The following is a 21990-nucleotide window of genomic DNA, read 5'->3' as shown; positions in this document are numbered from 1 at the left end:
GTGAGCCCTTGCAACGGCTGCACACAAGTCCGTTGGTGCAAAATTGTTACCAGATAGCAATCTTATCGTCGCGCCCGTCGAACCAGCCTGGGGAATGACACGTTCATGCGTGGCGACCAATACAGCACTGACGGCGAACAGCGTAACCACCGAGCGGTGAGAGGCCGGGAAATCGATCACGAAGAGGTGTGGCGACGATATCTTCAGCAGTACGCCGAGGCTCGATCGACCGAGATGATTCGACGACCATCGACGACCTGGTCGCCGACGATCACGTCGCCTACGAAACCAGTTGGGGTACTCTCGTCGGTCGGAATGCGTTAAAAACGTACGCGGAGATTGCCAGGGCAGCGTTTCCCGGACTCACCTATCACATCGACGGCCTCGCCAGCGGCGACGGCGTCGTCTACTGCCAGTGGAACGTCGACGAGGCTAGCTGGATCGAGTCCCACGGATCCGCGACGGGGAACACGCCGCCGAACCGGAAGACGATGGTCGTCCGACTCGCGGGCTACCGGATCGTCGAAACCTGGCAGCCCTGTGATCCCTGGCTGATTGCACGGCCGGGCACAGCTTCAGCGGCGGTCACTCGCGCGACACACGACGACCACGGCGAACGATAACGACTCGCGATCACCAGGAGTCGATAGCGTCTTTCCCGTTGACCGGATGCCCGAGTCGACCGTCTTCGAGAGAATCCCCGACGGTTCTGCTCGCCTGTAATCGATGTGAAGTTTTTAAGAGCCACGAGGGACACGTAGTACGTATGGGTATCCTCTCTCGGACGTCCTACATCATCCGGTCGAAGATCAGTTCGTTTCTCGACCGCCAGGAGGATCCGACGCAGACGCTCGATTACTCCTACGAGCAGATGCGCGATCAGCTCCAGCAGGTCAAACGTGGCATCGCCGATCTGACGACGCAGAAAAAGCGCCTCGAGATGCAAAAGCGCCGCCTCGAGGAGAACGTCGACAAACACAACGGCCAGGCGCGCACGGCCGTCCAGCAAGGTCGTGAGGATCTGGCCCGACGCGCCCTCGAGAAGAAGAAAGCCAAGATGAACCAGATCGAGGAGCTCGAGCGCCAGATCTCCGATCTCCAGCAACAGCAAGATCGGCTGATCGAGCAGAAAGACGAACTCCAGAGCCGAATCGAGGAGTTCCGCACCAAGAAGGAGACGATGAAAGCCCGCTACGAGGCCGCGGAGGCGAGTTCGACCGTTTCGGAGGCGATGACCGCCACGGGAGAGGAATTCGAGGACGTCGGGCGCGCGATCGAACGCGCCGAAGAGCGCACCCAGGACATGGAGGCCCGCGCTGCCGCGCTCGACGAACTCCACGAGTCGGGTGCCTTCGAGGACGTGCTGTCCGACAAGGACACCATCGACCGCGAACTCGAGGCGCTCTCGACCGACAGCGGCGTCGACGCCGAACTCGAGACGCTCAAGGCGGAAGTCGGTGGGGAAGCCGAGTCCGAGGGGGAGGCGGTCGACGCCGACGTCGAAACCGATGCCGACATCGACGCCGAACTCGAGGATCTCGAGACGGAAGTGAACGACGACGAAGTCGACGCCGAACTCGAGGATCTCCAGGAGGAAACTGAGAACTAAAATCGACGCGCGGTCAGTACCCGGGAGGAGTTCACGCCGGTGCACCAACCGCAGCGATATCGTAGGACGCAATATCCGACGGTGCCTCGAGCAGGATCACCGTAAACGACCACGCAGTGTTGGCCTCGAGATCGCTGGTGCGATCGAGATACAGCCCCAGTTGGGCCCCCGCCTCGTCGTACACACGTACGCGAACTTCGACGACCGAGAGCCGATCGTCGCCGGTGTTTTCGAGCCGTCCCTGTACCGTCGAGCCGCGGAAATCGTCCTCGAGGACGAACGCGTGGTCGGCGATCTCGATTCCCTCGACGGGGGAGACGCCCTCCGCTGGTTCCGTGACGGCGAGCGCCGAGGCGGCTGCCATCTCCTCGGTCGTTCGGGCCTCGCCGTCGGCGTCGACCGGGGTTCGACCTGGTTCGGTGCCGTCGCCATCGTAGGCCGGGCCGCCGCGGCCGAGACAGCCGGCGAGGCCGAGCGTCGACCCGAGTGCCACGCCCGTCGTCGTGAGCAGTCGTCGTCGGGAGCGAATGTCGTCCGCCATGGAGGTATCTCAGCGTCGATTCGGTTGAGTGTGGGGCCTGCACTCGTCCGGGTGCTGACTCGAGGGACGGGACGACCGACGAGACAATGGCGAAGGACGGGATGACCGCTCGAGGGGCGCTGATGAGGGTGCGGTGCGAACGGCGATGCGTTGACGAGGAACAGTCTGGCCAACGGTGCGTTGACGAAGACGACTAAACGACGATACGTAGACGGAAGATGGGGCGGTCAACGGTGCATTAACGCGAGACAACACTCGCTCGAGACGCCCGCACAACATGTGCAACGACGAGGTTTTTCCACGCGTTCGGTGAACACGGATTATGCCCGGCGATGGCACGGCATCGGCCGACGACGTGACAGGCGGTTCGGGGTCGACCACCAGCGCGCTCGTTCGAGTCAGAGAATGGGTGCTCATCGACGCTAACCGGTTGTTTCTCGCTCTCAGTCTCTCTGCAGGCGCGTTCGTCCTGTTCATCGCGCTCGACGCGTTCGGCTTCATCGCGTTCACTAACGACGATTCGGTCACGCGACTGGCGGGTGGGATGGTCGCCGGCACGTTCTCGCTCGTCACCATCGTCGTCTCGATCAATCAACTCATCCTTTCACAGGAGTTCTCCTCGGCCGGTCGGGCCGCCGACCGGATCGAAGAGGTGACGACGTTCCGAAGTGACGTCGCCGACGCGATCGACGCGCCCATCGCGCCGGGAACCCCCTCCCAACTGCTCGGGGCGCTCACCGACCGGATTCACCAGCGAACCGACAGTCTTCGGGGTCACGCCGACGACACTGACGAAAACGCCCGCAGCGAACTCGAGCGATACATCGACGCCGTCGAGGACAGCATCGAACGGGTCGACGACACACTCTCGACGGCCGCCTTCGGCACGTTCGACGCCGTGTCTGCGACCATCGAGTACGACGCGGCCATGCAACACCACGGGGCGATGTACCTCCTCGCCCACCACGAATCGGCGCTTTCACCGGCCGCTCGCGAGGATCTGCGAGCGTTGATCGAGACGTTCGAACTGTTCCTCATCGCCCGCGAGCACTTCAAGACGACGTACCTCCAGCGGGAACTGACCCGGTTCTCACAGTTGACGCTGGTGATTGGGGTGCCGGCGATCACGTCCGCCATGCTGATCGGCTTTCTGTATGCAGGTCGGACGGGGCCAGTCGTTTCGCTAACGAGCCTCCCGTTCGTCGTAAGCGGCCTGCTCGCGGTCGTCTTCTCCCCGCTCGCGCTCCTCACGGTCTACATTCTTCGTACCGCGACGGTGACGCGACGAACCGCCTCGGTCGGGCCGATGTTGCCGACGAAAGACCCCGACCGCTCGATCATCGAGAGTCTCGAGGCGTCGGCGGACGACCAGACCGAGTAAAACTCGCTTTCGGTCGCACCAACCGGGCAATCGCTGACGGTCAGTGACGGGCCAGAATCCCTAGTCCCACACGATCGAGATGTACAAGATCGCGGCGAGACAAAACAGCACAACCACGACGAGGACAGCGGTCATAAGCAGTTGCGGGTCGTTCATATCCGTCACTTGTGCCGCCGGTGGCAAAGCCATGTCGGTCTCTCGAGCGCTGACACGCCTCTCACAGACTGTTTCACGACGCACCGGCGTCGCCCCACCCGTCGTCTTCGACCGGCTATTCGAGGTCGCTACGTTCGTGCTCGAGCCGAGAACACCCGTGAACGAGGTCGTCCGGAAGCGAGTCGGCGTTCGTATACAGCGATTCGAGGATCTGGGCTAGCTCATCGAAGTTGTCGCCGCGGGACGCCTGAAAGGGTTCGTGCGTCCACTCGACGTACTGGTGAGCGGCGAGCATCGGCAGATGCTGGTGATGCAACCGTACCGTGAGTTCCTCCGAATCGGCCGGAAGAACCGGCGACTGTGCGGCTGATGGCAACGAAACGGGGTCGTCCGGTTCGGCATCCATAAGCGAGGTCACCAGTTGCCGACGAGGTTCCGCGGAGAGCACCTCGAAAGCCCGGTTCCATCGGTCGACGACCTGTTTCTCTGGGCGGGGTGGCTCGAGAGACATGGGAAGTTCCACTACTTCGCACAGACACAAATATCTTGTTCACTGTTAACACACAGGTAGTGTTGGTTGAGAGTGTGTTTTGATGACTCACACAGGTTTGTGTCAGAAGACGGTCGACGGCAGTTTTCCACCCGCTAACGGCCATTATCCGGCGATACTGCTCGTCAGCGTCTGCTGGTGCCTCCTGACCGGCGCTACCGTGATGGAACGACGCCGGTTCCGGTTCCCTCGAGGCTCGCGATATTGATCTCGCCACCGGGAAGCGGGACGCCGTCGTACGGATCCTCCGCGAGCAACAGCGAGCCATCGAGGTCGGCGTAATCGAGCAGCGGCGCGAGGTGACAAGCCGCGGCGATCGACGCGTTCGACTCGGACATACACCCGCACATGACCTGCAGGCCGTGGGCACGGGCGGTGTGGATGATCCGCATCGCCTCGCGGAGGCCGCCACACTTCATCAGCTTCAGGTTGGCGACGTCACACCGGTTCGCGATCTGTGGGACGTCCTCGACGGTGATGCAGGACTCGTCGGCCGCGATCGGCAGCGCCGCCCGCTCGTAGACGTATTTCAGTCCCTCGGGATCCTCGGCGGGCACCGGCTGTTCGACGAACTCGAGCTCGTAGGACGCCAGCCCCTCGATCTTCCGGACGGCTTCCCGCGGCGTCCAGGCCTCGTTCGCGTCGACGTAGAGGCGAACGTCGGGGGCCACGTCGCGAATCGTCTCGATGATCTCGATATCTCGGTCGGTGCCGAGTTTGACCTTGAGCGTGCCGTAGCCGCGCTCGAGGGCGAGTTCGGTCTTTTCACGCATCGTCTCGGTGTCGTCGATCCCGATCGTGTACGAGCTTTCGACCGTCTCCGACGGATCGAGCCCCCAGTAGCGATACAGCGGCACCTCGAGGCGTTTCGTGACGAGATCGTGGAGCGCGATGCTGACGGCACAGCGAGCGGCCGGGTTCCGTTCGATGGTCTCGCGCATCCGTCGCTCAATCAACCCGAGCTGGTGAGGGTCGCCGACGTCCTCGACGACCGCGAGCAGGTCTGGCAACACGGCCTCGACCGTCGCCGCGGTCTCGCCGTAGTGCGCGGAGGGGCCAGCGCCACCGATGCCGACGTTCCCTGCGTCGTCTTCGATCGTGACGATGACGTTCTCGGCCTCCGTTGCCGTCCCTCGAGCGATAGTAAACGGGAACTCGAGGGGCATCACGACGCGCTCGAACGAGGCCTCGAGAGTCATAGCAGCACCTCCAGAATCTCGTCCGTGCCATAGCGGACGACGTCGGTCGCCGGTTTGCCGAGGTCGGCCTCGAACGCGTCGACCGCTTCGCGGGCGTCGTCGTCCTCGAGTCGGTACGTGTTGAGTGCGCCCGCGACGACCGGCGCCTGTTTGACTGGCTCGGCCAGCCCTTCATAGAGGTCGACATAGGTCTGGGCGGAAGGAATCGCCACGTCGAATCCGTGGGCGAGGGCATCCCGTCCAGCGTCGTGACAGAGAACCATTGCATCGGGCATCGATCCGTGAAGGATCCCGCAGGTGACGGCCGAATACGCCGGGTGGATAATGCTCCCCTGACCTTCGACGAACAGGTAGTCGTGGTCGTCGCCCTTCTCGATGATCATCTCCTCGACAGATCCGGCGGTGAAGTCGCTAATGACGCGGTCGACGGGGTTGCCCCAGCCCTCGATCATGATCCCCGTCTGACCGGTCGGGATCGCGACCGCGTCGTAACCCGCCGCTTTCGCGTCCCGGGCCAATTCCATCGTCGCCGTCATCTTGCCGACCCCGCAGTCGGTGCCGACGGTCAACACGACATTCGCGTCGACCTCGTCGGCGATCCCCTCGGCGACGGTGAGGTCGTCGTGCGGTTTGCGGACGTCCCAGATATCACAGCCGTACTCGTCGGCCAGCGCGGCGATCTCCTCGTCTTCCTCGAGGAAGTAGTGTAACCCGGAGATGAGATCGCAGCCGCGTTCGAGCGCCGTCCGAACGTCCGCCCGCCAGGATTCGTCGAACCCGCCGCCGACCGGTGCGATTCCGATCAGCAGGGCGTCGACAGCGTCGGCCTCGAGGTCGGCCATTTCGGTGACAATCGGGGCGTCCTGGACATCCGGGACGAGATCGTTGACGCGCTGACCGGCGCTGTCGCGGTCGAGGACGGCAGCGACGTCGTAATCGGCGTACCGGAGCACACCGAGAGCCGTCTTGGCCCGGTCGGGGAACTTTTCGTGAGCGAGAATTGCGACACGCATAGACGGGGCAAGGACGAGGGGGAACTTAATCCTGAACCCCGCGGCGAAGTTGGTGGGTAGGTGAACCGGCCACCGACTCCCTCGACGGCAACACCACTCTCGTCACTTCAAACGACCAACAGCTCCGTCGTGAAAAACGAGCGAAACGCGTCCTCGAGCGCCGATTTCGGCTTCCCCGTCGCGTCGACCGCAGCGGTCGCCTCGGGATCGACGCCCCAGTTCTCGACCAGCCTCGAGATCGCTTCCCGCTGGCCGACGAGGTACAGCGGATCCGTCCGGTGAGAAGACAGCGCGTCCCGGCAGCGCTCGAGGTGATCGGCGATCTGCCCTTCCCGAATTCGTTCGAACCGCCCCTGTGAGAAGCCGCCCTTGGAGTGACTGCCTTTGACGTCGCTTTCGAACCCGTGGTAATCGATCCGTTCGTCGCCGTCGTAGACGCCGAGGGCGAACAGATCCGCGCGAACCAGCGCCAGCGTGAACTCCCCTTGGGGACAGAACCACGATCGATCAACCTGGAAGCGGTCTCCCCACTCGAGAGTGATCGTTTCCGCGTTAGCCGACCGTCGGTTTGCCGTTGCGGGCTTCCCTGACTGCCCCGACCCCGACTCGGCGACGGACGGATCGATCGGGGGCGACAATGCCACCGAGATCAGTTGAGCATCGTCAGCGTACACGATGGCCGGCGCGACATCCTCGAGCAAGACAGTCCGGTCGCCGAAGATGTCGGTGAGCGGATCGGGGACGCCGTCCGAGAGCTCCCAGTTCGCCGGAAGCGTCGCCGTCAACGCACCCTCCGGTTCCGTTCGGACGGATTCGAGGCGGTCGAGAACGGCCGTCAGTTCCGCGCCACGGAGCCGATCCCGCCGACGTGGCTCGACCGCGTGGCCATCGTCGCGAGCGTGTTCGTGCTCGGCTTCGAGGCGCTCGAGTTCACCCTCGAGCTGGGCGATGCGATCCTGGAGTTGGTTCTGCTCGCGTTCGGCCCGCTGTCGAGCAGTTGCGGCCTCCGATCGACGGTCGGATTCGGCCTCGTAGCGTCGGCGCAGCCCCTCGTTTTCGTCCTCGAGTTCGTCGATACGGGCTTTGAGTGTGGCCCGCCCGAGCAGCTTATCGATCATCGCGATATCGAGCGAATACGCGAACGGGACCTACTTTTACGTCCCGGTTTCTTCGTCTTCAGTGTCGTCGCTCCACCTCGGGTCAGGCAGCTCCCACTGCTCCCGCACGCCGCCAAAGCCGAACCCCAGGAGTTGTTTGGCGCGTTCACGGCGAGCGAGAAACACCTCCCGTAACGTTGGCGGATTCCGAATACGCGTTCCCTCGAGGAACGACTCGGGAACCGCGAGCGTATTCGTGGGGACGGCCTCGTCACCGTGTACCGGAAAGTGGCCGGTCTCGAGTTTCATCACGAGCGGGGTATCGAGGCGTTCGATTCCGTCGCCGGTCGCGTAGACGGCTTCGTTGATGCGTTCGTGCTGTGTCCGCTCCATACGGGCGTGATCGCCGCTAGTCGGCGTCACGTAGAGACGTCCGAGATAGTAGCTTCCGGAGAAAGCCTCGAACATGTTAACTACCACCATGCGTCGGTGCCACATAACTATTCTGCGAGTACCTTTAAGAGTGAGCGCTTTCAGCGTCCTTTTGGCGGGGAAATCGGCCTCCACTCGGGGGAACTCGCCAGCGCGAGCCTCCCGTTTCGGTGGCCGAAACGGCTCGACCGTCCCGCGTTGCGTGATCGCCCACCGATGGTCTCGTTTCGGTAAGCGAACGACGCTTCTGTCCGGAAATTGCCACATTACATACAGTACCGCCGTCTGGCGTTTTGAACGCTCAAAACGGTTCGAACGGTTCCACGGGGAGCCTGAACGATGCAAACGAAAGTCCGGCTTTTTACCACCGAACGGGTATCGATCAGGTAATGCCAACGAACCGCGCCGTGGTATGCCTCGCTTTGCTGGCAGTCATCGGGCTCCTGGTTGCACCGGTGGCCGCCACTGGGGGGATGACCGACGAGCACGATACCGACGACGAGTCCCAGTCGGTGAGCGACGAGGTCTCGACGTTCATGCAAGCGAACACGGCAAACGCCGCACACACCGTTGATGACGGAATATTTACGGCGAAATTCGAAAAGGGTGACGACGACCGACGTGCTGCGCTCATAGAGGAGCGAACAGCAGCCCACGAGTCCAAACTCGAGGAACTCGAAGCGGAGTACCAGGAACTACGTGAACAGCGAGACGACCTCCATCCGTCCGAGTATAACACACGTATGACGCGGATCACCGTCGAGCTCGCCGGAATCGACCGGTCGCTCGAGCAGACCGAACAGCGAGCGAGAGGGGCTGGCGTCAACGTAACTGAGCTCAACACGCTCCGGCAGAACGCCTCCGAGCTCGGCGGGCAGGAAGTCGCCGAACGAGCCCAGCAGATTGCGGGTGTTGACCCGCCACGCGGCCCACCAGACGACGCAGGCCCGGGTGAGGAGACACCTGGACAGAACGATAGCCCCGGAGTCGACGACAACCAAACCGGTGAAAACCAATCCAACAACAGCGGAAACGACAGCGCTGGCCCGCCCGATGACACGCCGAACGCTTCCGGGGATGGAGACGGTGACGGTACTGACGACAACTCGAGCGAAAAGTCGAACAACGGTGACGAAGCCAAAGAGTCCGAAAAGTCGACTGATGACAACAGCGACGGCGACGACGGCGACGAGTCGGAACCAGACGATGACGATGACGGATCCGACTTCGACGAGTAACCAGCGACTACCCGCATCGAGTTGTTCGTTCCACCCAGCGGATTCGACGGTGTCCCACAGCGATCGTACCAACTGAACCGATTTGCACACTGACCACCAGACGTATCGGCGATCAGGTGTACAATGACGTGCAGTGGCTACTATATTTCGATTACTACGGCGACCGCTGTGGTATTGAGTGAGCAGACACGCTTTTCAGTCCCCATCGCTAAGACCGGGTAGATGGACTCCGCTGCGTTGCTGGATCTGCTCGGAAACGAGAACCGGCGACGAATTCTTCGCCTTCTCTCGCGCAAACCCTGCTACGTCACAGAGATTTCGGAGTATCTCGGCGTCAGTCCAAAGGCCGTCATCGGCCACCTCCGAAAACTCGAGGAAGCCGGCCTCATCGAGAGCCACGTCGACGATCAGCGGCGAAAGTACTTTCACATCGCCCGAAACGTTCGCCTCGAGGTCAACCTCTCGCCGTACGGCTTCGACAGCAAGAGCGCCTATCCACGGAACAACACCGTCGACATCACCACCTATCGACATCTCTCGCTCGATATCGCTCTCGAGCAGACAGACGACCTCGACAGCCTGCTGTCGACGCTCGACGACCTGGAGCGCCTCGAAAACGAACTCTCGCTGGCCCAGCGGTGGGTACAGGGTCGACTCTGTGAGACGCTCGATAACATCTCCGAAGCCGCTGGCGTCGGCCGGGAGAGTCGAATCCACGCGGACGTGCTGGCGAGTATTCGTCACGAACCCAAAGGTATCGGCGACCTCAGCCGGGACGTCGGCGTGCCGCGGGAAGTGATCGCCGACTTGCTCGAGGTGCTGGCCGACGAGGGACTCGTCCAGCGAACCGAACGCGGCTGGGAGTTGCGCGAGTCCGGGTCGGTATCCGCCCAGGACTGAACCGGCGGTGGCGTCTCCCGTCGTTGGTGAACTGGGTGTCGACGCCGTATCAGTTTCACTGAAAACAGCCGGGATAAAAATGTGATGGGACAGTGTCTCGGAACCCTGTTCCAGTCAATAAACGCGTTTTCCTATTCACTTTCACTTTCACCCTGAGGTGTTGGCGACGGTATTTTGCCGACCGGACGGTAGCCATGGATGCGTCCGTTCGGTGAGCACCTGCGGACGCACCACCAATGAGTTGTGAGTGTTCGTCCCCACGAATCGAGAAGCATCGATTCGTCCAGTACCTGATACTGGTCGAACTGGTGGTCACGATCGTCGCCCTCGTGCTGTCGATCGCGGCCACGATCGGGGTACTGTGAGACGGTCTATCGTAGTCGCTTCCCGGCAATTGCCCGAGCGGGTCGGTAATCGCCGGTGACCCGGTACAAACAGTATGGGTTGGATGGGGTGGCCTCAGGTCGCCTGTGCAGTCGCACGCCGACTGAGCAGCGCGATGTAGATCCCGGAGAGCACGAGGAGTGCAACGCCCAGCCCGATCTGAAACGTACTCGAGCCGAGCAACACGAGCCCCCACCCGAAGGCCGCGCCGCCGTGTCCCCACGCGAAGTTGTACTGACCGACCCAGGCGTGGAGCAACGAGATGACGGCGAACGTAGCGGCGAAGATCCACATCGCCACGGTCAACGTGTCGACCCCAAAAATCGTCTCGCTGACGATCGTCCCGAACGCCACGACGAGCACCGCCGCGAGCAGTCCGATCCCGACGACCGTCCCCTGCACCTCGAGCGTCTCCGTCATGCCGTTGACAAGCACTCGAGGGGGGAAAGGGATAGCGATCGACGGTGACGAGGTGGGTCACGGACGCCCTCGAAACGACACTCGTCACACCACATCACATCACAGCAACCGATACTCCCCACGGCTCTCGCTGACGTCGCCACTTCGAACCAGCTTCTCGAGGGCCTTCTGCACCTCCCCTGCCTCGAGTCCCCGTTCACCAGCGTAGGCGACGATTTCGTCCTCGGTCGGGGTCTCGAGGTCGGCGAGCGCGGCCTCGATGATCTCACGTTTGTTCCCGCTTCGGGCTGGCTGGCGGGGGTCGCGGTCGCCGGCCGCCGCGACTTCCTCGGGGTCGAGTCCCGACTCCTCGAGGTAGGTCTCGTCGCTGACGACTCCCGCTTCGACCTGAGACTCGAGGTCGGCGAACGAATCGACGCGGGCGAAGGCGTCGCCCTCACCCTGGCGGGTGGCGAGCATCGACGCGCGCACCTCTCGAGCGTGATCCGGATCGTCGGTTTCGACGAACTTCTTTCGGCGCTCGTACGGGCGGCGAGAGCCACACCGGGGACACTGGGTGGTCTTCGATCGACCCTCGATCAACCAGAGGTGTGAGCACTCACTACAGCCCACGACGGCGTACATATCCTGGGTTCCGCACCGCGTGGTGTTGAATCTTCGCTACCTTCGCGGGCGTACTCAGGCGCTCGGTGCGACGAGTTCGACCTTGATCCGCTCGGGATCCTCGACGTACAGCGCGTAGTGATCCGGCCCGCCCGCGTGGGGATGGCGATCCTCGTAGAGGATTGGAACGCCCCGGTCTCGACACCGTTCGGTGAGGTCGTCGACGTAGTCGCGCGATTCGGCGTGAAAAGCGAGGTGGTTCAGTCCGGGGTGACAACGGTGGTATCCCTCGTCCCGAAAGCGTGCTTCGGCCTCGACGAGCACCAGATACGTCGAATCCAGTTTCCACGACCGGCCAGTCTCCCACTCCTGGTACGGTTCGTATCCCAGTTCCGCGAGCAGCCACGACCAGAACGCAACTGACCGGTCGAGATCGCTGGCGTACAACTCGAGGTGGTGGAGCGCGCCGGTTCGATTGGACGCAGGACGATCAGTCATGATGCCGTTGGCTGCTGCCAGTCACATAGCTCCCGCGGTCGCCACTTTCCACCTCGTCTCAGATCGCTGTCACTCGAGTGAGCTTTACGTCACGTGACATCCGGTTCATTCCCCACACGACACGCCACTCGAGCACGCTGCCGCAGCAGCAATCCTTACCGTGCTAGCCGTCAACGTTCCACCATGGAACACGTCTCACTGTCCGACGTCGAGACCGCCGAAGCCGCCGAGGGCGTCCACCTCGCGATCATGGCAGGCACCGACTCCATGAACGTCCAGCACTTCGAAATCGAACCCGGCGCTGCCGTCGAGGAACACAGCCACCCCCACGAGCAAACGGGGTTCATTTACCAGGGGGAACTGACGTTTCTGACCGACGGCGACGAAATCGTCTGTGGCCCCGGCGACGCCTACGGCATTCCGGGCGACCAGCCACACGCGGCCGAAAATCGTGGCGAAGAGACGGTGAAAGGCGTGGACATCTTCGACCCGCCGCGAGAGAATCCAAGCTGGCAGGAGTGATCCGGCGGGCGGCAATCCGAACCGGTGACGTGAGTTAGACGACAAGCGAGCGACGAGCGACGACATACGAGCAACGAGCGAGCCGGCTAGCTATAGCGCTCGAGGGCGTCCCACTCGCGGGCCATCAGCTCTCGAACCCCCTCGGTGAGCAGGCCGTCGCCGAGGGAGGTCGCCCGGTAGTACGAGTAGAGCCCGCTCGAATCGGGCTCGTTCCGTTTCCGATTTTCGACCAGGCCGACGTCGACGAGTTCGTCGAGGTGGTAGTGCAACGTGTTCGACCGGATCTCGAGGGCATCTCGTAGCTCGCTCGCGCTGTGGGAGCCGTCCTCGACGAGGCGATTGAGGATCCGAAACCGAGATTCGTTTCCGATCGCCCGCTGCATTGCGAGGTACTCCTCGAGCGAGAGGACGCTCGACTCGGGGAGGATATCGTCGCCGAACTGCCGACTCGTGCGATCGGACTGGGCCATGGTTCACGGTCGGTTCCCCACCCGCATAAGCGTTTGCTGAGTCAGTCGTTGCTGAAACGGCGTGCATTTATATAAGACCGACGAGCACCACCGGTATGCGCGACCGGATCATCGACGAACTCGGCGACCTCCCGCGCCCACAATTTCTCGTCTACCTCATGGGACCGTACAAGGCGTTCGACCTCGAGCGCGCGCTCGAAACCCTCGACCCCGGTGACGTGCCGGCGTCGGTCGACTTCGGGGCACTCACGGCGGCGAGTCGCACCGAACATTCCCGAGAACCCGAGCGCGAGGAAGTAGCCCTCGATCTCATGCTCGAGGTACGCGATCACCTCCGCACCGAGGCGGGCGTCAACGCCTTCCTCGCCATCGACGTCGACGTCCCGCTCGAGGAGCTGGACGCGGCCGCCCAGTCCATCGCGTTCGCCCGCGCGAGCAACGCCGTGATCTACGTCGTGCCTGCGATGGGGGACAACCTCGGCGTCGGCATCGAGGTCGGCGCGGTTCTCGAGGCGCTGTACGCCGGCGACGAAGACGACGAACACCGCGAGCGGGTCATGTTCGTCCACGAGTCGGGCGTCCGCAGCGCGATGATCGCCGCCGTCAGGGATCGCTGGGACGTGCGCATCTACGCCTACGACGACCGGACAGACCTCGTTCGCCAGTGTCGGCTGTTCGTCCGCGACCTGATCCGACGGGAGCGAACCGGCGAGCTATCGGGGCTCGACGCCGTCCCCGACGAGGAACGGTGATCGGCACCGAACCGAACGGCGGCCCGGTTCGTCCGTGAGAAGGGAGTCGACTGTCGGTCAGAAAACGAGCGCCCCGATCAGCGCTTTCGCCGCGATAAAGAGGACGAGCGCATAAACCAGGTCGATCCAGAGAAATCGGAGGGCGTTGACGACCTTCGAAACCGCGACGACGGGATACCCGACGAACCGAAGCGGACTCCCGGTCGACCGGGACTGTTGCCAGAGCGCGTCAGTCGCGACGGCGTTCGGAAACGTGTGTGCGCCGACGGCGAGACCGAGCCAGAACGGCAGCCACCAGAGCCGAACCTCCCCCTCGAGGAGCGGCACCGCGAGGACGAAGGTGGCGAACGCAACCATCGAGCAGACGAAAAACGGCACCAGCGTGACGACGAACGCGCTCCGGTAGTCGTCGATGCCGTAAAAGTCGACGACGACTTCGCCCGACTCGTCCGCATCCAGGCTGGCGTCAACACCGTCGAGTCGCTCCTCGAGTTCGTCGTCGTCCAGGTTCTCGAGTGCGTCGGCGTCGAGCCGTTCGACCGGCACGCTGTACCGTTGTACGTAGTAGTTCTGCACGAATCCGTTCAAGACGAGTCCGGGGAACGTGAGCAGGTTGAACAGCACCCCAAGAATTGACGACATTTTTCTCGTTGTTTTAACCCCGTTAGTTTAAAACTTATTACTTCATCACCGACCTGTACCGGATTGACCCGGGAGATTATCGCGCCAGGAACCCCACGCTGGTCGATTGTGGGCGATTTCGGCTGGAGACTGTGTGTGGTCGCTGCTCGAGCAGACAAACGCTGTCGCTTCCCGAGTCGACGGTATTCGTTCTCAGAGCTTCGGGGAGAGCGCTGTCGGTTCCGCACTTTTTCGGGCTGCAGTGTCGTCAATCACGACGCCGACTGCCGCAGGATGGCAGCGCGGCACCTCCTTTAAGCACCTCCTTGGTGTGCGTTCCCCTGCATATGGTAGGAGATGACACACTACAACGGATGTACGAGGAAATGGTCACGGCACGGTACTACGAAGAGCGACTGCAGGAGGAGTACCTTGAGGGGAAACAGCCCGCGTTCGACATCTCCGCGGGCCCGATTCCGGGCGAGTTACACCTGGCGGCGGGTCACGAGGCGTCGGGGGCGGGCGTCTGTGCCCACCTCCGCGACTCGGACACGGTGACGGCTCCGCACCGACCCCATCACGTCGCCATTTCGAAGGGAGTCGATCTGAAACGGATGACAGCAGAGATTTTCGGTCGCGAGACGGGACTCTCGAAGGGGAAAGGCGGGCACATGCACCTGTACGATCCCGACGTGAACTTCGCCTGCAGCGGCATCATCGCCCAGGGTTGTCCCCCCGCCGTCGGGGCGGCTATGGCGGCGAAAAAACGAAATACGGACGACGTGGCCGTCGCCTTCCTCGGCGAGGGGGCGATCAGCCAGGGCGGGTTCCTCGAGTCGCTCAACCTCGCCGGCGTCCACGACCTCCCCGTCGTGTTCGTCATCGAGGACAACGACTGGGCGATCAGCATGCCCAAAGCACGCGTGACAGACGTCGAAGATGGATCCCGGCGAGCCGACGGGTTCGACGTCCGCGGCGAGCGCGTCGATAGCGACGACGCCGTCGCCGTGTACGAGGCCGCCGAAACCGCGATCGGCCGGGCTCGAGACGGAAACGGCCCGACGCTGCTCGAGGTGCAACTCCACCGACGGATGGGGCACTTCATGGGGGATCCCGAGGCCTATCGCGCGGACGCGGACGTCGACGCCGCTCACGCACGCGACTCCATCGAACGGCTCGCCGACCGACTCCGCGAGCACGGCGTCGAGGACGACGACCTCGAAGCGATCCGCGAACGCGCCCACGACCGCGTCGACGAGGCGATCGAGTGGGCGAAAGACCAGCCCCAGCCCGATCCCGGGGAGACGTACGACGACGTCTTCACGGACGAACTCGAGGGGTGGCCCGAACGGGCGGATCGGAAACTCGCCGCGGCCGACGGTGGTGAGGACTGATGGCTCAGACGCAGGCATCCGATCCTGACGCAGCGAGCCGTGAACTAACGATGAGCCGGGCGATGGTGGAAGCGATCGCCCACGAGATGAACGAGAGCGAGGACGTCTTCGTCATGGGCGAGGACATCGCCGACTACGGCGGTATCTTCGACTCGACCCAGGGGCTGCTCGAGGACTTCGGTCACGACCGGATCATGGACGTGCCGATCTCCGAGACGGGGTTCATCGGCGCTGGCGTCGGCGCGGCGATGCAGGGGATGCGCCCGATCTGTGAGTTGATGTTCGTCGACTTCTTCGGCGTCGCGATGGATCAGATCTACAACAACATGGCGAAGACCGCCTACATGTCCGGGGGCTCGGTGTCGGTGCCGATGGTGCTCATGACGGCCGTCGGCGGCACCTACAACGACGCCGCCCAGCACTCCCAGACGCTGTACGGCACCTTCGCCCACCTCCCCGGGATGAAGGTCGTCGTCCCGTCGACGGCGTACGACGCCAAGGGGCTCATGCACGCCGCGATCCGCGACGACGATCCGGTGGTCTTCATGTTCCACAAGCGGCTGATGGGGCTGGCCTGGATGCCCGCCCCCGAGGGGCCGAAAACCGGCGTTCCGGAAGAGCCCTACGAGATCGAGTTCGGTGAGGCCGACGTCAAACGCGAGGGCGACGACGTCACCGTCGTTACTCTCGGCCTCCACGTCCACCGGGCGCTCGAGGCCGCCGAAAGCCTCGCGGAGGATGGCATCGAGACGGAGGTGATCGACCTCCGAACGCTCGTTCCCCTCGACACCGAGACTGTCCTCGAGTCCGTCCGCAAGACCGGGCGGCTGGTCGTCGTCGACGAGGACTACCACTCCTACGGCGTCAGTGGAGAACTGATCGCCCGAGCGACCGAGGGGGCCCTCGACGACCTCGAGGCGGTCGACCGGGTGACGGCCCCCGATACGCCGATCCCGTACGCCCGCCCGCTCGAGGAGGAGTTTCAGCCGAGCACGGACGACATCGCGGCCGCCATCGAGTCGATCCAGGAATGACGGTCGACATCGACTCCGAGGCGTTCTGGCCCGCTGACGCCGAGGAAGTGGACGAAGCCGTCGTCGCGACGTGGTTCGTTCGCGAGGGGGCGACCGTCGAAGAGGGTGACACCCTCTGTGAGATCCAGATCGAGAAGGTCAGCGTCGACGTACCCGCACCGGCGACGGGCACGCTCGAGACGATCGTAGTCGGCGAAAACGAGGAGTTTCGGCGCGGGGATTCGTTGGGGCGACTCGAGAGCTGACGGTCGGGAGGCCTCGAGTCATGACGGTCGAGAACCCTCGAGGCCTGACGGCCAGAGAGCCTCGGCCCCTGGAAGACGGGAGCCTCGAGGTCGGAACGAAACAGCAGACGGGGGCCTCGAGGAGATGAAAAAGAGAAAACGAGGTCTGCTCGCGAGAACCCGGCTTAGGACAGCTGCTCGATGTTCTCGACGACGGCGTCGGCGAACTCGCTCGTGGCGACCTTGGTACCGCCCTCGATCTGGCGGTGGAGGTCGTAGGTGACCGTCCCGGACGAGATGGTCTCCTCGACGGCGTCGCGCACGAGGTCGGCGGCGTCGTTCCAGCCCAGGTAATCGAGCATCTCACGGCCGGAGAGAATCATCGCGGTCGGGTTGACCTTGTCCTCGCCGGCGTACTTTGGTGCACTGCCGTGGACGGGTTCGGCGAGACAGCGCCCGTGGCCGAAGTTCGCCCCGGGGGCGATACCGAGGCCGCCGATCTGGGCACCGGCGGCGTCGGACATGTAGTCGCCGTTGAGGTTCATCGTCGCGATGACGGAGTACTCGTCGGTGCGGGTCAAGAGCTGCTGGAGCATGTTGTCGGCGATGCGGTCGTTGACGACCACGGTGCCTTCGGGCTGTTCGCCGTCGTACTCCTCCCAGAGTTCGTCCTCGGTGATGACATCGTCGCCGTACTCCTCCTCGGCGAGTTCGTAGCCCCAGTCGCGGAACGCGCCCTCGGTGAACTTCATGATGTTCCCCTTGTGGACGAGGGTCACGGAGTCGCGGTCGTTCGCGATGGCGTAGTCGATGGCCTCGCGGATGAGGCGTTTGGAACCGAATTCGGAGATCGGCTTGACGCCGATGCCGACCGGACCCTCGTGGATGACGTCGGCGATCTCCATGTCCTCCTCGAGGAACGTGCGAACCTGCTCGACCTCGTCGGTGCCGGCTTCCCACTCGACGCCGGCGTAGACGTCCTCCGTGTTCTCCCGGAAGGTGATCATATCCATCTTCTCGGGCGATTTGACGGGCGAGGGGACGCCGTCGATGTGGTAGGTCGGTCGGACGTTCGCGTACATGTCGAGCGTCTGGCGAAGCGCGACGTTGAGCGAGCGGAAGCCAGCGCCGACGGGCGTCGTCAGCGGGCCTTTGATTGCGACGCGGTGTTCGCGGATGGCGTTGACGGTGTCCTCGGGAAGGTTCTCGTCGTACTTGTCGCGGGCGCTCGCACCGGCGTAGACGCGCATCCAGGCGATCGATCGCCCGGTCGCCTCCGCCGCGGCGTCGAGCACTTTCTGGGCCGCGGGCCCAACGTCGGTGCCGATGCCGTCGCCGTGGATGATCGGGATGATCGGGTTCGATGGTACGTCGAGCTCGCCAGTTTCCTCGTCGGCGAGCGTAATCTTCTCCCCGTCTTCGGGGACCTCGACTTGCTCGTAGCTCATGATCGTTCCTAGGTGGTTTACCTTGGGGTAAAAGGCCTCCCATTTAGCGCTGGCTGGAAGGTAGTACGACCACAGTCGTTCGCCGCCCAACTGGACGGCTGAACCGACAGCAAGCATCCTCGAGCGGTTCCAAGACGTCTCGAACGGTGGTCACTCGCGGTGACCGTCCCATGGCTGCTCGGACGGCACCGAGTGATAGATCACGACCATCCCCCACACCAGCGCCCCGGTACCAACGACGGCGACCAGCACCGACAGGATCGAGAGGCCGAGCCACCCTTCGTCGACGGAAAGCCAGAGCGCGGACAGGAGCGTCAGTCCGAGAACGGCGAGTGCGATCCCCTCGGTGTCGCCGATCTCGGGGCCTCGAGACCAGTCGATACGGCTGGCCGCGACGATGGCCATCACCGCACAGAAGACGACCAGGAACGCGATCGGACTCATCGCCGACCGATACTCGAGCCGGTATGGTAAGTGTGTGGGAAAACGACGGCGCGTATACAAAGAATCATTTGGGTGCCGCGAAATCGCCTGAGTAGAGATGCCCGCACAGCCACAGATGCAGGTGATCGTCCACGGCGGCGCCGGCGGCACGCCGGAAGAACCGGAGCCACGACAGGCCGTCCTCGACGAAGCGGCCGAGACGGGAGCTGCCGCCGAAACGCCGGTCGACGCCGTCGAACGCGCGATTCACGTCCTCGAGTCCTCGCCGCGCTTTAACGCAGGAGTTGGAGGCGCTGTCCAGAGCGACGGTCGGATCCGAACCGACGCCGGCATCATGACCAGCGACCGGGCGGTCGGTGCCGCCTGTTCGATGGCCGACGTCGAACACGCCGTGAGCGTGGCCCGCCTCGTCATGGAAGAGACCCCGCACGGGTTCGTTTCGGGCGACCACGCCGTCGCGCTGGCGGCGGCCTACGGAATCGAGACCGGCGCCGACCTCTGGTCCGAACGCACCAGCGAGAAGTGGGCCGAGCTCGAGGCTCCCGGGGACGATCCGCGCGCTCAGCTCGAGTGGATTCGCGACCAGTACGGGCGAACGGATCCGGACGGACGCGACGAGGAGGACGGGTCGGACACGGCCCCCGGTGTCGGCGACGAACACGACCACGACACCGTCGGCGCGGTTGCCTTCGACGGCGAGCGCCTCGCTGCGGCGACCTCGACGGGCGGGCGCTGGCTCGCCCTCGCGGGCCGAGTTGGCGACGTTCCACAGGTCGGCTCCGGGTTCTATTGCTGTCCGGCCGCGGGCGTGAGCGCGACGGGAGCCGGCGAGGACATCGCCCGCGTCACCCTCTCGAGACGGGTCGCCCGCCACGTTGAGCGCGGACTCGATGCCCAGCAGGCCACCGACCTCGCCATCGAGGAGTTCGGCGAACTCACGGGCTCGAGCGCTGGCGTGATCGCGATCGATTCGCAAGGACGCCTCGGCTCGGCGTACAACAGCGAGGGGATGCAGACGGGGTGCGCGAAGCGATAGGTCAAGTATCCACAAGTGAACTCGTGGGCTTCCGCCTCGAACCAGTGTGACGCCCACCAAACGAACACATTCGCCCACGACGAACCTGACGGGGCGCTACTATTTTGACCGCAGGGGACAGAGCATGCGTAGAGACCACAGTCACCATGGAACACACCGCGGGCCCGGTCGCCGTCACGCTCGTGAGCCCGGACGCTCCGGGAACACGCCCCGACCATCGCCGTCGACGTCGTCGACCAGCCGGCAGGGCTCGAACGCCAACCGAATCCAACCGTGTCGTCACGCCAGGACGTCCCAGATTGTATCGTCGTCTGTCACGACAGCGACGTCGACGGCGTCGACCAGCTCGAGGCAGTCGTCGACCGCGTCGGCCCCCGGATTCCGGTCGTCGTCTTCTCGCTCGTCAACGAACTCGAGCCCGTCGGCGCGACGCTCAGGGCCGGCGCGGCAGACATCCTCTGTGTCGGCACCGACTATCCCGCGCTCATCGAACGGCGACTCCGGTCGGCTGCCGGCGTGGGGGCGCCGTTACAGCCGCCCGAACAGCGACTCGAGTCCCTGCTCGAGTACCTCCCCCACCAGGTGTTCCTGAAGGACGACGAACACCGAATCATCGACGTGAGCCGCGTGACGGCCGAGGAGTACGAACTCACCCGCGAACAAATGGTTGGGCTCACCGATTTCGAGCTGTTTCAGCCGGAGCTGGCCGCCGAACTGTTCGAGGAGGAGCTCCAGATCATGAACACCGGCGAGTCGGTGATCAACAAGACCGAACACTACGTCGACCGACAGGGGCGCGACCGGTGGGTTCGAACGAGAAAAGCCGCCCGCTACGACGACGACGGGAACGTCGTCGGCGTCCTCGGTAGCAGCCGCGACGTCACGAAGACCCAGCGACAAAAGCTGATCCTGAACGTCCTCCACGAGGCGAGTCGCGACCTCGTCTCGGCGACGACTGGCACCGACATCGCCGACGTCGCGGCCGACATCGCCGCCGACATTCCCGACCTGCCCCGGCTCTGTATCGCGCTCACGACCGACGGCCGCCTCGAGATGGCCCGCGGCACCGAATCCGTGTTCGACCGATACCGCGACGCCTTCGAGCGAACCCACCGTGAGAGCGAGACGCGACTGCTCGACGACGACGCTTGGGGACGACGCTGCCGTCGTATTGTTACCCCTCGGGAGCCACGGCGTCCTCGGGTTCGAGACGACCAGCGAGGAACTCGATGCGTCCAGCGTCGACCTGGCGCGGATTCTCGCGGCCAACATCGAGGTCGCCCTCGACCGGGCCGAGCGCGAAGCGCGTCTCGAGACCCAAAACGAGCGCCTCGAACAGTTCGCGAGCATCGCCAGCCACGACCTGTGCAATCCGATGGCCACGGCCGAGGGCTACCTCGAGGCCTACCGCGAGAGCGGCGACCCCGCTCACGCCGACGAGATCGAAGCGGCGCTCGAGCGGATGGATCGACTCACGGACGACCTGCTCGAACTCGCCCGTCACGGCCGGATCGTCGAACCGATCGACCTCGTCGCCGTCGTCGAGCGCGCGTGGGGATCCGTTCCGACGGACGACGCCGTCCTCGACCTGGGGGCCGACCTCGAGGGAACCACCTACGGCGACGCCGAGCGGGTGCAGGAGGCGCTCGAGAACCTGTTCCGGAATTCGATGGAACACGGACACACGTCGGCGAACGTCGGGGTCTGCGTTCGCCTCGAGCGCCTCCGAAACGGTATCGCCGTTTCGGACGACGGGCCGGGTATCCCGGATTCGAAGAAGGGGGAGGTGTTCGACCTCGGTTACACCGACTCGATAGATGGCACCGGCTATGGCCTCTACATCGTCGACCAGATCGTCACCGCCCACGACTGGTCGATCCGGGTCACCGACACGGACGCCGACGACGGCGGAGCCAGATTCGAGATAACCGGCCTCGAGTTCGATGACTGAAACCCGTGCAATGGGTTAACTATAATTTCTGAAGTCAATAGATTTAGATAGAGTAGTATTCGCTATAGAAACG

General features: G+C 63.8%; 27 protein-coding genes and 1 pseudogene. 14 read left to right on the top strand and 14 right to left on the bottom strand.

Translation table 11 applies throughout. The features are described from left to right. Positions 1–188 precede the first annotated feature (188 nt). Together NGM68_RS01780 and NGM68_RS01775 are read left to right on the top strand one after the other, a co-directional pair. Positions 189–623 carry a nuclear transport factor 2 family protein gene (locus NGM68_RS01780; RefSeq protein ID WP_252699948.1) on the top strand — a complete coding sequence of 145 codons (435 nt, stop codon included), beginning with the start codon at positions 189–191 and terminating at the stop codon, positions 621–623. Positions 624–766: 143 nt separating this feature from the next. Then, the gene (locus tag NGM68_RS01775; RefSeq protein WP_252699947.1) at positions 767–1609 is read left to right on the top strand and encodes a PspA/IM30 family protein; all 843 of its coding nucleotides are present in this window, start codon (positions 767–769) and stop codon (positions 1607–1609) included. Between the two features lie 31 nt (positions 1610–1640). Here the strand turns inward: NGM68_RS01775 and NGM68_RS01770 are convergent, their stop codons facing one another. Then, positions 1641–2150: an FxLYD domain-containing protein gene (locus NGM68_RS01770; RefSeq protein ID WP_252699946.1), complete on the bottom strand. Its 510-nt coding sequence runs from the start codon at positions 2148–2150 to the stop codon at positions 1641–1643. Positions 2151–2472: 322 nt separating this feature from the next. Between NGM68_RS01770 and NGM68_RS01765 the strand changes: the two genes are divergently transcribed. Beyond that, on the top strand, positions 2473–3531 hold the full coding sequence (locus tag NGM68_RS01765; protein WP_252699945.1) for a DUF7972 family membrane protein: 1059 nt from the start codon (positions 2473–2475) through the stop codon (positions 3529–3531). A gap of 271 nt (positions 3532–3802) precedes the next feature. Here NGM68_RS01765 and NGM68_RS01760 read toward each other — a convergent pair whose 3' ends face one another. From NGM68_RS01760 to NGM68_RS01740, 5 genes are all read right to left on the bottom strand, one after another. Continuing rightward, positions 3803–4198: a hypothetical protein gene (locus tag NGM68_RS01760; RefSeq protein ID WP_252699944.1), complete on the bottom strand. Its 396-nt coding sequence runs from the start codon at positions 4196–4198 to the stop codon at positions 3803–3805. A 194-nt stretch (positions 4199–4392) separates the two neighbouring features. Continuing rightward, positions 4393–5436, bottom strand: a complete 1044-nt coding sequence (locus NGM68_RS01755) for a dipeptide epimerase (protein ID WP_252699943.1) — start codon at positions 5434–5436, stop codon at positions 4393–4395. Beyond that, positions 5433–6449, bottom strand: coding sequence for an N-acetyltransferase DgcN family protein (locus tag NGM68_RS01750; RefSeq protein ID WP_252699942.1), 1017 nt, complete (start codon positions 6447–6449; stop codon positions 5433–5435). Before NGM68_RS01750 ends, NGM68_RS01755 begins: the two co-directional genes overlap by 4 nt. 107 nt (positions 6450–6556) lie before the next feature. Next, positions 6557–7567, bottom strand: coding sequence for a Vms1/Ankzf1 family peptidyl-tRNA hydrolase (locus tag NGM68_RS01745; protein WP_252699941.1), 1011 nt, complete (start codon positions 7565–7567; stop codon positions 6557–6559). A 36-nt stretch (positions 7568–7603) separates the two neighbouring features. Then, the gene (locus NGM68_RS01740; protein ID WP_252699940.1) at positions 7604–8014 is read right to left on the bottom strand and encodes a DUF5802 family protein; all 411 of its coding nucleotides are present in this window, start codon (positions 8012–8014) and stop codon (positions 7604–7606) included. A gap of 353 nt (positions 8015–8367) precedes the next feature. Between NGM68_RS01740 and NGM68_RS01735 the strand changes: the two genes are divergently transcribed. The 3 genes from NGM68_RS01735 (at position 8368) to NGM68_RS18145 (ending at position 10481) form a co-directional block, all read left to right on the top strand. Further along, a complete protein-coding gene (locus NGM68_RS01735; RefSeq protein WP_252699939.1) occupies positions 8368–9216 on the top strand; it encodes a hypothetical protein in 849 nt (282 codons plus the stop codon). 222 nt (positions 9217–9438) lie between these two features. After that, entirely contained in the window at positions 9439–10116 is a 678-nt protein-coding gene (locus tag NGM68_RS01730) for an ArsR/SmtB family transcription factor (RefSeq protein WP_252699938.1), read from the top strand. 236 nt (positions 10117–10352) lie between these two features. Further along, entirely contained in the window at positions 10353–10481 is a 129-nt protein-coding gene (locus tag NGM68_RS18145) for a hypothetical protein (protein WP_256469918.1), read from the top strand. A gap of 94 nt (positions 10482–10575) precedes the next feature. Here NGM68_RS18145 and NGM68_RS01725 read toward each other — a convergent pair whose 3' ends face one another. From NGM68_RS01725 to NGM68_RS01715, 3 genes are all read right to left on the bottom strand, one after another. Continuing rightward, a complete protein-coding gene (locus tag NGM68_RS01725) occupies positions 10576–10920 on the bottom strand; it encodes a hypothetical protein (RefSeq protein WP_252699937.1) in 345 nt (114 codons plus the stop codon). Between the two features lie 99 nt (positions 10921–11019). Next, positions 11020–11544, bottom strand: a complete 525-nt coding sequence (locus NGM68_RS01720; protein WP_252699936.1) for a DUF5817 domain-containing protein — start codon at positions 11542–11544, stop codon at positions 11020–11022. A 54-nt stretch (positions 11545–11598) separates the two neighbouring features. After that, a complete protein-coding gene (locus NGM68_RS01715) occupies positions 11599–12021 on the bottom strand; it encodes a VOC family protein (RefSeq protein WP_252699935.1) in 423 nt (140 codons plus the stop codon). A 183-nt stretch (positions 12022–12204) separates the two neighbouring features. Here NGM68_RS01715 and NGM68_RS01710 point away from each other — a divergent pair, with 183 nt between their 5' ends. Then, a complete protein-coding gene (locus NGM68_RS01710; protein WP_252699934.1) occupies positions 12205–12543 on the top strand; it encodes a cupin domain-containing protein in 339 nt (112 codons plus the stop codon). Positions 12544–12629: 86 nt separating this feature from the next. On the opposite strand, the gene NGM68_RS01705 is transcribed toward NGM68_RS01710, so the two are convergent. Then, positions 12630–13013: an ArsR/SmtB family transcription factor gene (locus tag NGM68_RS01705; protein WP_252699933.1), complete on the bottom strand. Its 384-nt coding sequence runs from the start codon at positions 13011–13013 to the stop codon at positions 12630–12632. Positions 13014–13108: 95 nt separating this feature from the next. Between NGM68_RS01705 and NGM68_RS01700 the strand changes: the two genes are divergently transcribed. Continuing rightward, positions 13109–13765, top strand: coding sequence for a DUF7509 family protein (locus NGM68_RS01700; RefSeq protein ID WP_252699932.1), 657 nt, complete (start codon positions 13109–13111; stop codon positions 13763–13765). Between the two features lie 57 nt (positions 13766–13822). On the opposite strand, the gene NGM68_RS01695 is transcribed toward NGM68_RS01700, so the two are convergent. Beyond that, positions 13823–14407, bottom strand: a complete 585-nt coding sequence (locus NGM68_RS01695) for a hypothetical protein (RefSeq protein WP_252699931.1) — start codon at positions 14405–14407, stop codon at positions 13823–13825. Positions 14408–14760: 353 nt separating this feature from the next. Between NGM68_RS01695 and NGM68_RS01690 the strand changes: the two genes are divergently transcribed. From NGM68_RS01690 to NGM68_RS01680, 3 genes are read left to right on the top strand one after another with little or no spacing between them, the layout of a single operon-like run. Then, complete coding sequence (locus NGM68_RS01690; RefSeq protein WP_252701356.1) at positions 14761–15780, top strand: thiamine pyrophosphate-dependent dehydrogenase E1 component subunit alpha; 1020 nt, start codon at positions 14761–14763, stop codon at positions 15778–15780. Next, positions 15780–16814, top strand: coding sequence for an alpha-ketoacid dehydrogenase subunit beta (locus tag NGM68_RS01685; RefSeq protein ID WP_252699930.1), 1035 nt, complete (start codon positions 15780–15782; stop codon positions 16812–16814). Before NGM68_RS01690 ends, NGM68_RS01685 begins: the two co-directional genes overlap by 1 nt. Further along, complete coding sequence (locus NGM68_RS01680) at positions 16811–17059, top strand: lipoyl domain-containing protein (RefSeq protein ID WP_252699929.1); 249 nt, start codon at positions 16811–16813, stop codon at positions 17057–17059. The genes NGM68_RS01685 and NGM68_RS01680 overlap by 4 nt, the downstream gene beginning before the upstream one ends. A 164-nt stretch (positions 17060–17223) precedes the next feature. On the opposite strand, the gene icd is transcribed toward NGM68_RS01680, so the two are convergent. Both icd and NGM68_RS01670 read right to left on the bottom strand, forming a co-directional pair. Beyond that, positions 17224–18486, bottom strand: a complete 1263-nt coding sequence (gene icd / locus NGM68_RS01675) for an isocitrate dehydrogenase (NADP(+)) (protein WP_252699928.1) — start codon at positions 18484–18486, stop codon at positions 17224–17226. 150 nt (positions 18487–18636) lie between these two features. Then, entirely contained in the window at positions 18637–18930 is a 294-nt protein-coding gene (locus NGM68_RS01670; protein WP_252699927.1) for a hypothetical protein, read from the bottom strand. A gap of 115 nt (positions 18931–19045) precedes the next feature. On the opposite strand from NGM68_RS01670, the gene NGM68_RS01665 reads away from it, so the two are divergent. Then, a complete protein-coding gene (locus NGM68_RS01665; protein WP_252701355.1) occupies positions 19046–19966 on the top strand; it encodes an isoaspartyl peptidase/L-asparaginase in 921 nt (306 codons plus the stop codon). 314 nt (positions 19967–20280) lie between these two features. On the opposite strand, the gene NGM68_RS01660 is transcribed toward NGM68_RS01665, so the two are convergent. Continuing rightward, a complete protein-coding gene (locus NGM68_RS01660; protein ID WP_252699926.1) occupies positions 20281–20421 on the bottom strand; it encodes a hypothetical protein in 141 nt (46 codons plus the stop codon). 61 nt (positions 20422–20482) lie between these two features. Between NGM68_RS01660 and NGM68_RS18300 the strand changes: the two are divergent. Continuing rightward, positions 20483–20803 (top strand): annotated as a pseudogene (locus tag NGM68_RS18300) (PAS domain-containing protein); the annotation flags it as partial. A gap of 277 nt (positions 20804–21080) precedes the next feature. Further along, positions 21081–21917 (top strand): sensor histidine kinase, encoded by an 837-nt coding sequence (locus NGM68_RS01650; RefSeq protein WP_252699924.1) that lies wholly within the window; start codon positions 21081–21083, stop codon positions 21915–21917. Positions 21918–21990 lie beyond the last annotated feature (73 nt).

The sequence above is a fragment of the Natronosalvus vescus genome (assembly GCF_023973145.1).
Classification (GTDB): domain Archaea; phylum Halobacteriota; class Halobacteria; order Halobacteriales; family Natrialbaceae; genus Natronosalvus; species Natronosalvus vescus.
The sequence above is the reverse complement of the archived record's forward strand: the minus strand, read 5'-3'. Positions and strand labels throughout refer to the sequence as shown.

Excerpts from the sequence above, each read along its gene's own strand:
- NGM68_RS01720 (WP_252699936.1), bottom strand. The coding sequence starts at position 11,544 with ATGTACGCCGTCGTGGGCTGTAGTGAGTGCTCACACCTCTGGTTGATC.
- NGM68_RS01750 (WP_252699942.1), bottom strand. The coding sequence starts at position 6,449 with ATGCGTGTCGCAATTCTCGCTCACGAAAAGTTCCCCGACCGGGCCAAG.
- NGM68_RS01755 (WP_252699943.1), bottom strand. The coding sequence starts at position 5,436 with ATGACTCTCGAGGCCTCGTTCGAGCGCGTCGTGATGCCCCTCGAGTTC.
- NGM68_RS01775 (WP_252699947.1), top strand. The coding sequence starts at position 767 with ATGGGTATCCTCTCTCGGACGTCCTACATCATCCGGTCGAAGATCAGT.
- NGM68_RS01745 (WP_252699941.1), bottom strand. The coding sequence starts at position 7,567 with ATGATCGATAAGCTGCTCGGGCGGGCCACACTCAAAGCCCGTATCGAC.
- NGM68_RS01765 (WP_252699945.1), top strand. The coding sequence starts at position 2,473 with ATGCCCGGCGATGGCACGGCATCGGCCGACGACGTGACAGGCGGTTCG.
- NGM68_RS18145 (WP_256469918.1), top strand. The coding sequence starts at position 10,353 with ATGAGTTGTGAGTGTTCGTCCCCACGAATCGAGAAGCATCGATTCGTC.
- NGM68_RS01680 (WP_252699929.1), top strand. The coding sequence starts at position 16,811 with ATGACGGTCGACATCGACTCCGAGGCGTTCTGGCCCGCTGACGCCGAG.
- NGM68_RS01690 (WP_252701356.1), top strand. The coding sequence starts at position 14,761 with ATGTACGAGGAAATGGTCACGGCACGGTACTACGAAGAGCGACTGCAG.
- NGM68_RS01735 (WP_252699939.1), top strand. The coding sequence starts at position 8,368 with ATGCCAACGAACCGCGCCGTGGTATGCCTCGCTTTGCTGGCAGTCATC.
- NGM68_RS01725 (WP_252699937.1), bottom strand. The coding sequence starts at position 10,920 with ATGACGGAGACGCTCGAGGTGCAGGGGACGGTCGTCGGGATCGGACTG.
- NGM68_RS01700 (WP_252699932.1), top strand. The coding sequence starts at position 13,109 with ATGCGCGACCGGATCATCGACGAACTCGGCGACCTCCCGCGCCCACAA.
- NGM68_RS01715 (WP_252699935.1), bottom strand. The coding sequence starts at position 12,021 with ATGACTGATCGTCCTGCGTCCAATCGAACCGGCGCGCTCCACCACCTC.
- NGM68_RS01730 (WP_252699938.1), top strand. The coding sequence starts at position 9,439 with ATGGACTCCGCTGCGTTGCTGGATCTGCTCGGAAACGAGAACCGGCGA.
- NGM68_RS01740 (WP_252699940.1), bottom strand. The coding sequence starts at position 8,014 with ATGTTCGAGGCTTTCTCCGGAAGCTACTATCTCGGACGTCTCTACGTG.
- NGM68_RS01770 (WP_252699946.1), bottom strand. The coding sequence starts at position 2,150 with ATGGCGGACGACATTCGCTCCCGACGACGACTGCTCACGACGACGGGC.
- NGM68_RS01710 (WP_252699934.1), top strand. The coding sequence starts at position 12,205 with ATGGAACACGTCTCACTGTCCGACGTCGAGACCGCCGAAGCCGCCGAG.
- NGM68_RS01695 (WP_252699931.1), bottom strand. The coding sequence starts at position 14,407 with ATGTCGTCAATTCTTGGGGTGCTGTTCAACCTGCTCACGTTCCCCGGA.
- NGM68_RS01685 (WP_252699930.1), top strand. The coding sequence starts at position 15,780 with ATGGCTCAGACGCAGGCATCCGATCCTGACGCAGCGAGCCGTGAACTA.
- NGM68_RS01660 (WP_252699926.1), bottom strand. The coding sequence starts at position 20,421 with ATGTCTGCCGCGCCGGCCCTGAGCGTCGCGCCGACGGGCTCGAGTTCG.
- NGM68_RS01665 (WP_252701355.1), top strand. The coding sequence starts at position 19,046 with ATGCAGGTGATCGTCCACGGCGGCGCCGGCGGCACGCCGGAAGAACCG.
- icd (WP_252699928.1), bottom strand. The coding sequence starts at position 18,486 with ATGAGCTACGAGCAAGTCGAGGTCCCCGAAGACGGGGAGAAGATTACG.
- NGM68_RS01705 (WP_252699933.1), bottom strand. The coding sequence starts at position 13,013 with ATGGCCCAGTCCGATCGCACGAGTCGGCAGTTCGGCGACGATATCCTC.
- NGM68_RS01670 (WP_252699927.1), bottom strand. The coding sequence starts at position 18,930 with ATGAGTCCGATCGCGTTCCTGGTCGTCTTCTGTGCGGTGATGGCCATC.
- NGM68_RS01760 (WP_252699944.1), bottom strand. The coding sequence starts at position 4,198 with ATGTCTCTCGAGCCACCCCGCCCAGAGAAACAGGTCGTCGACCGATGG.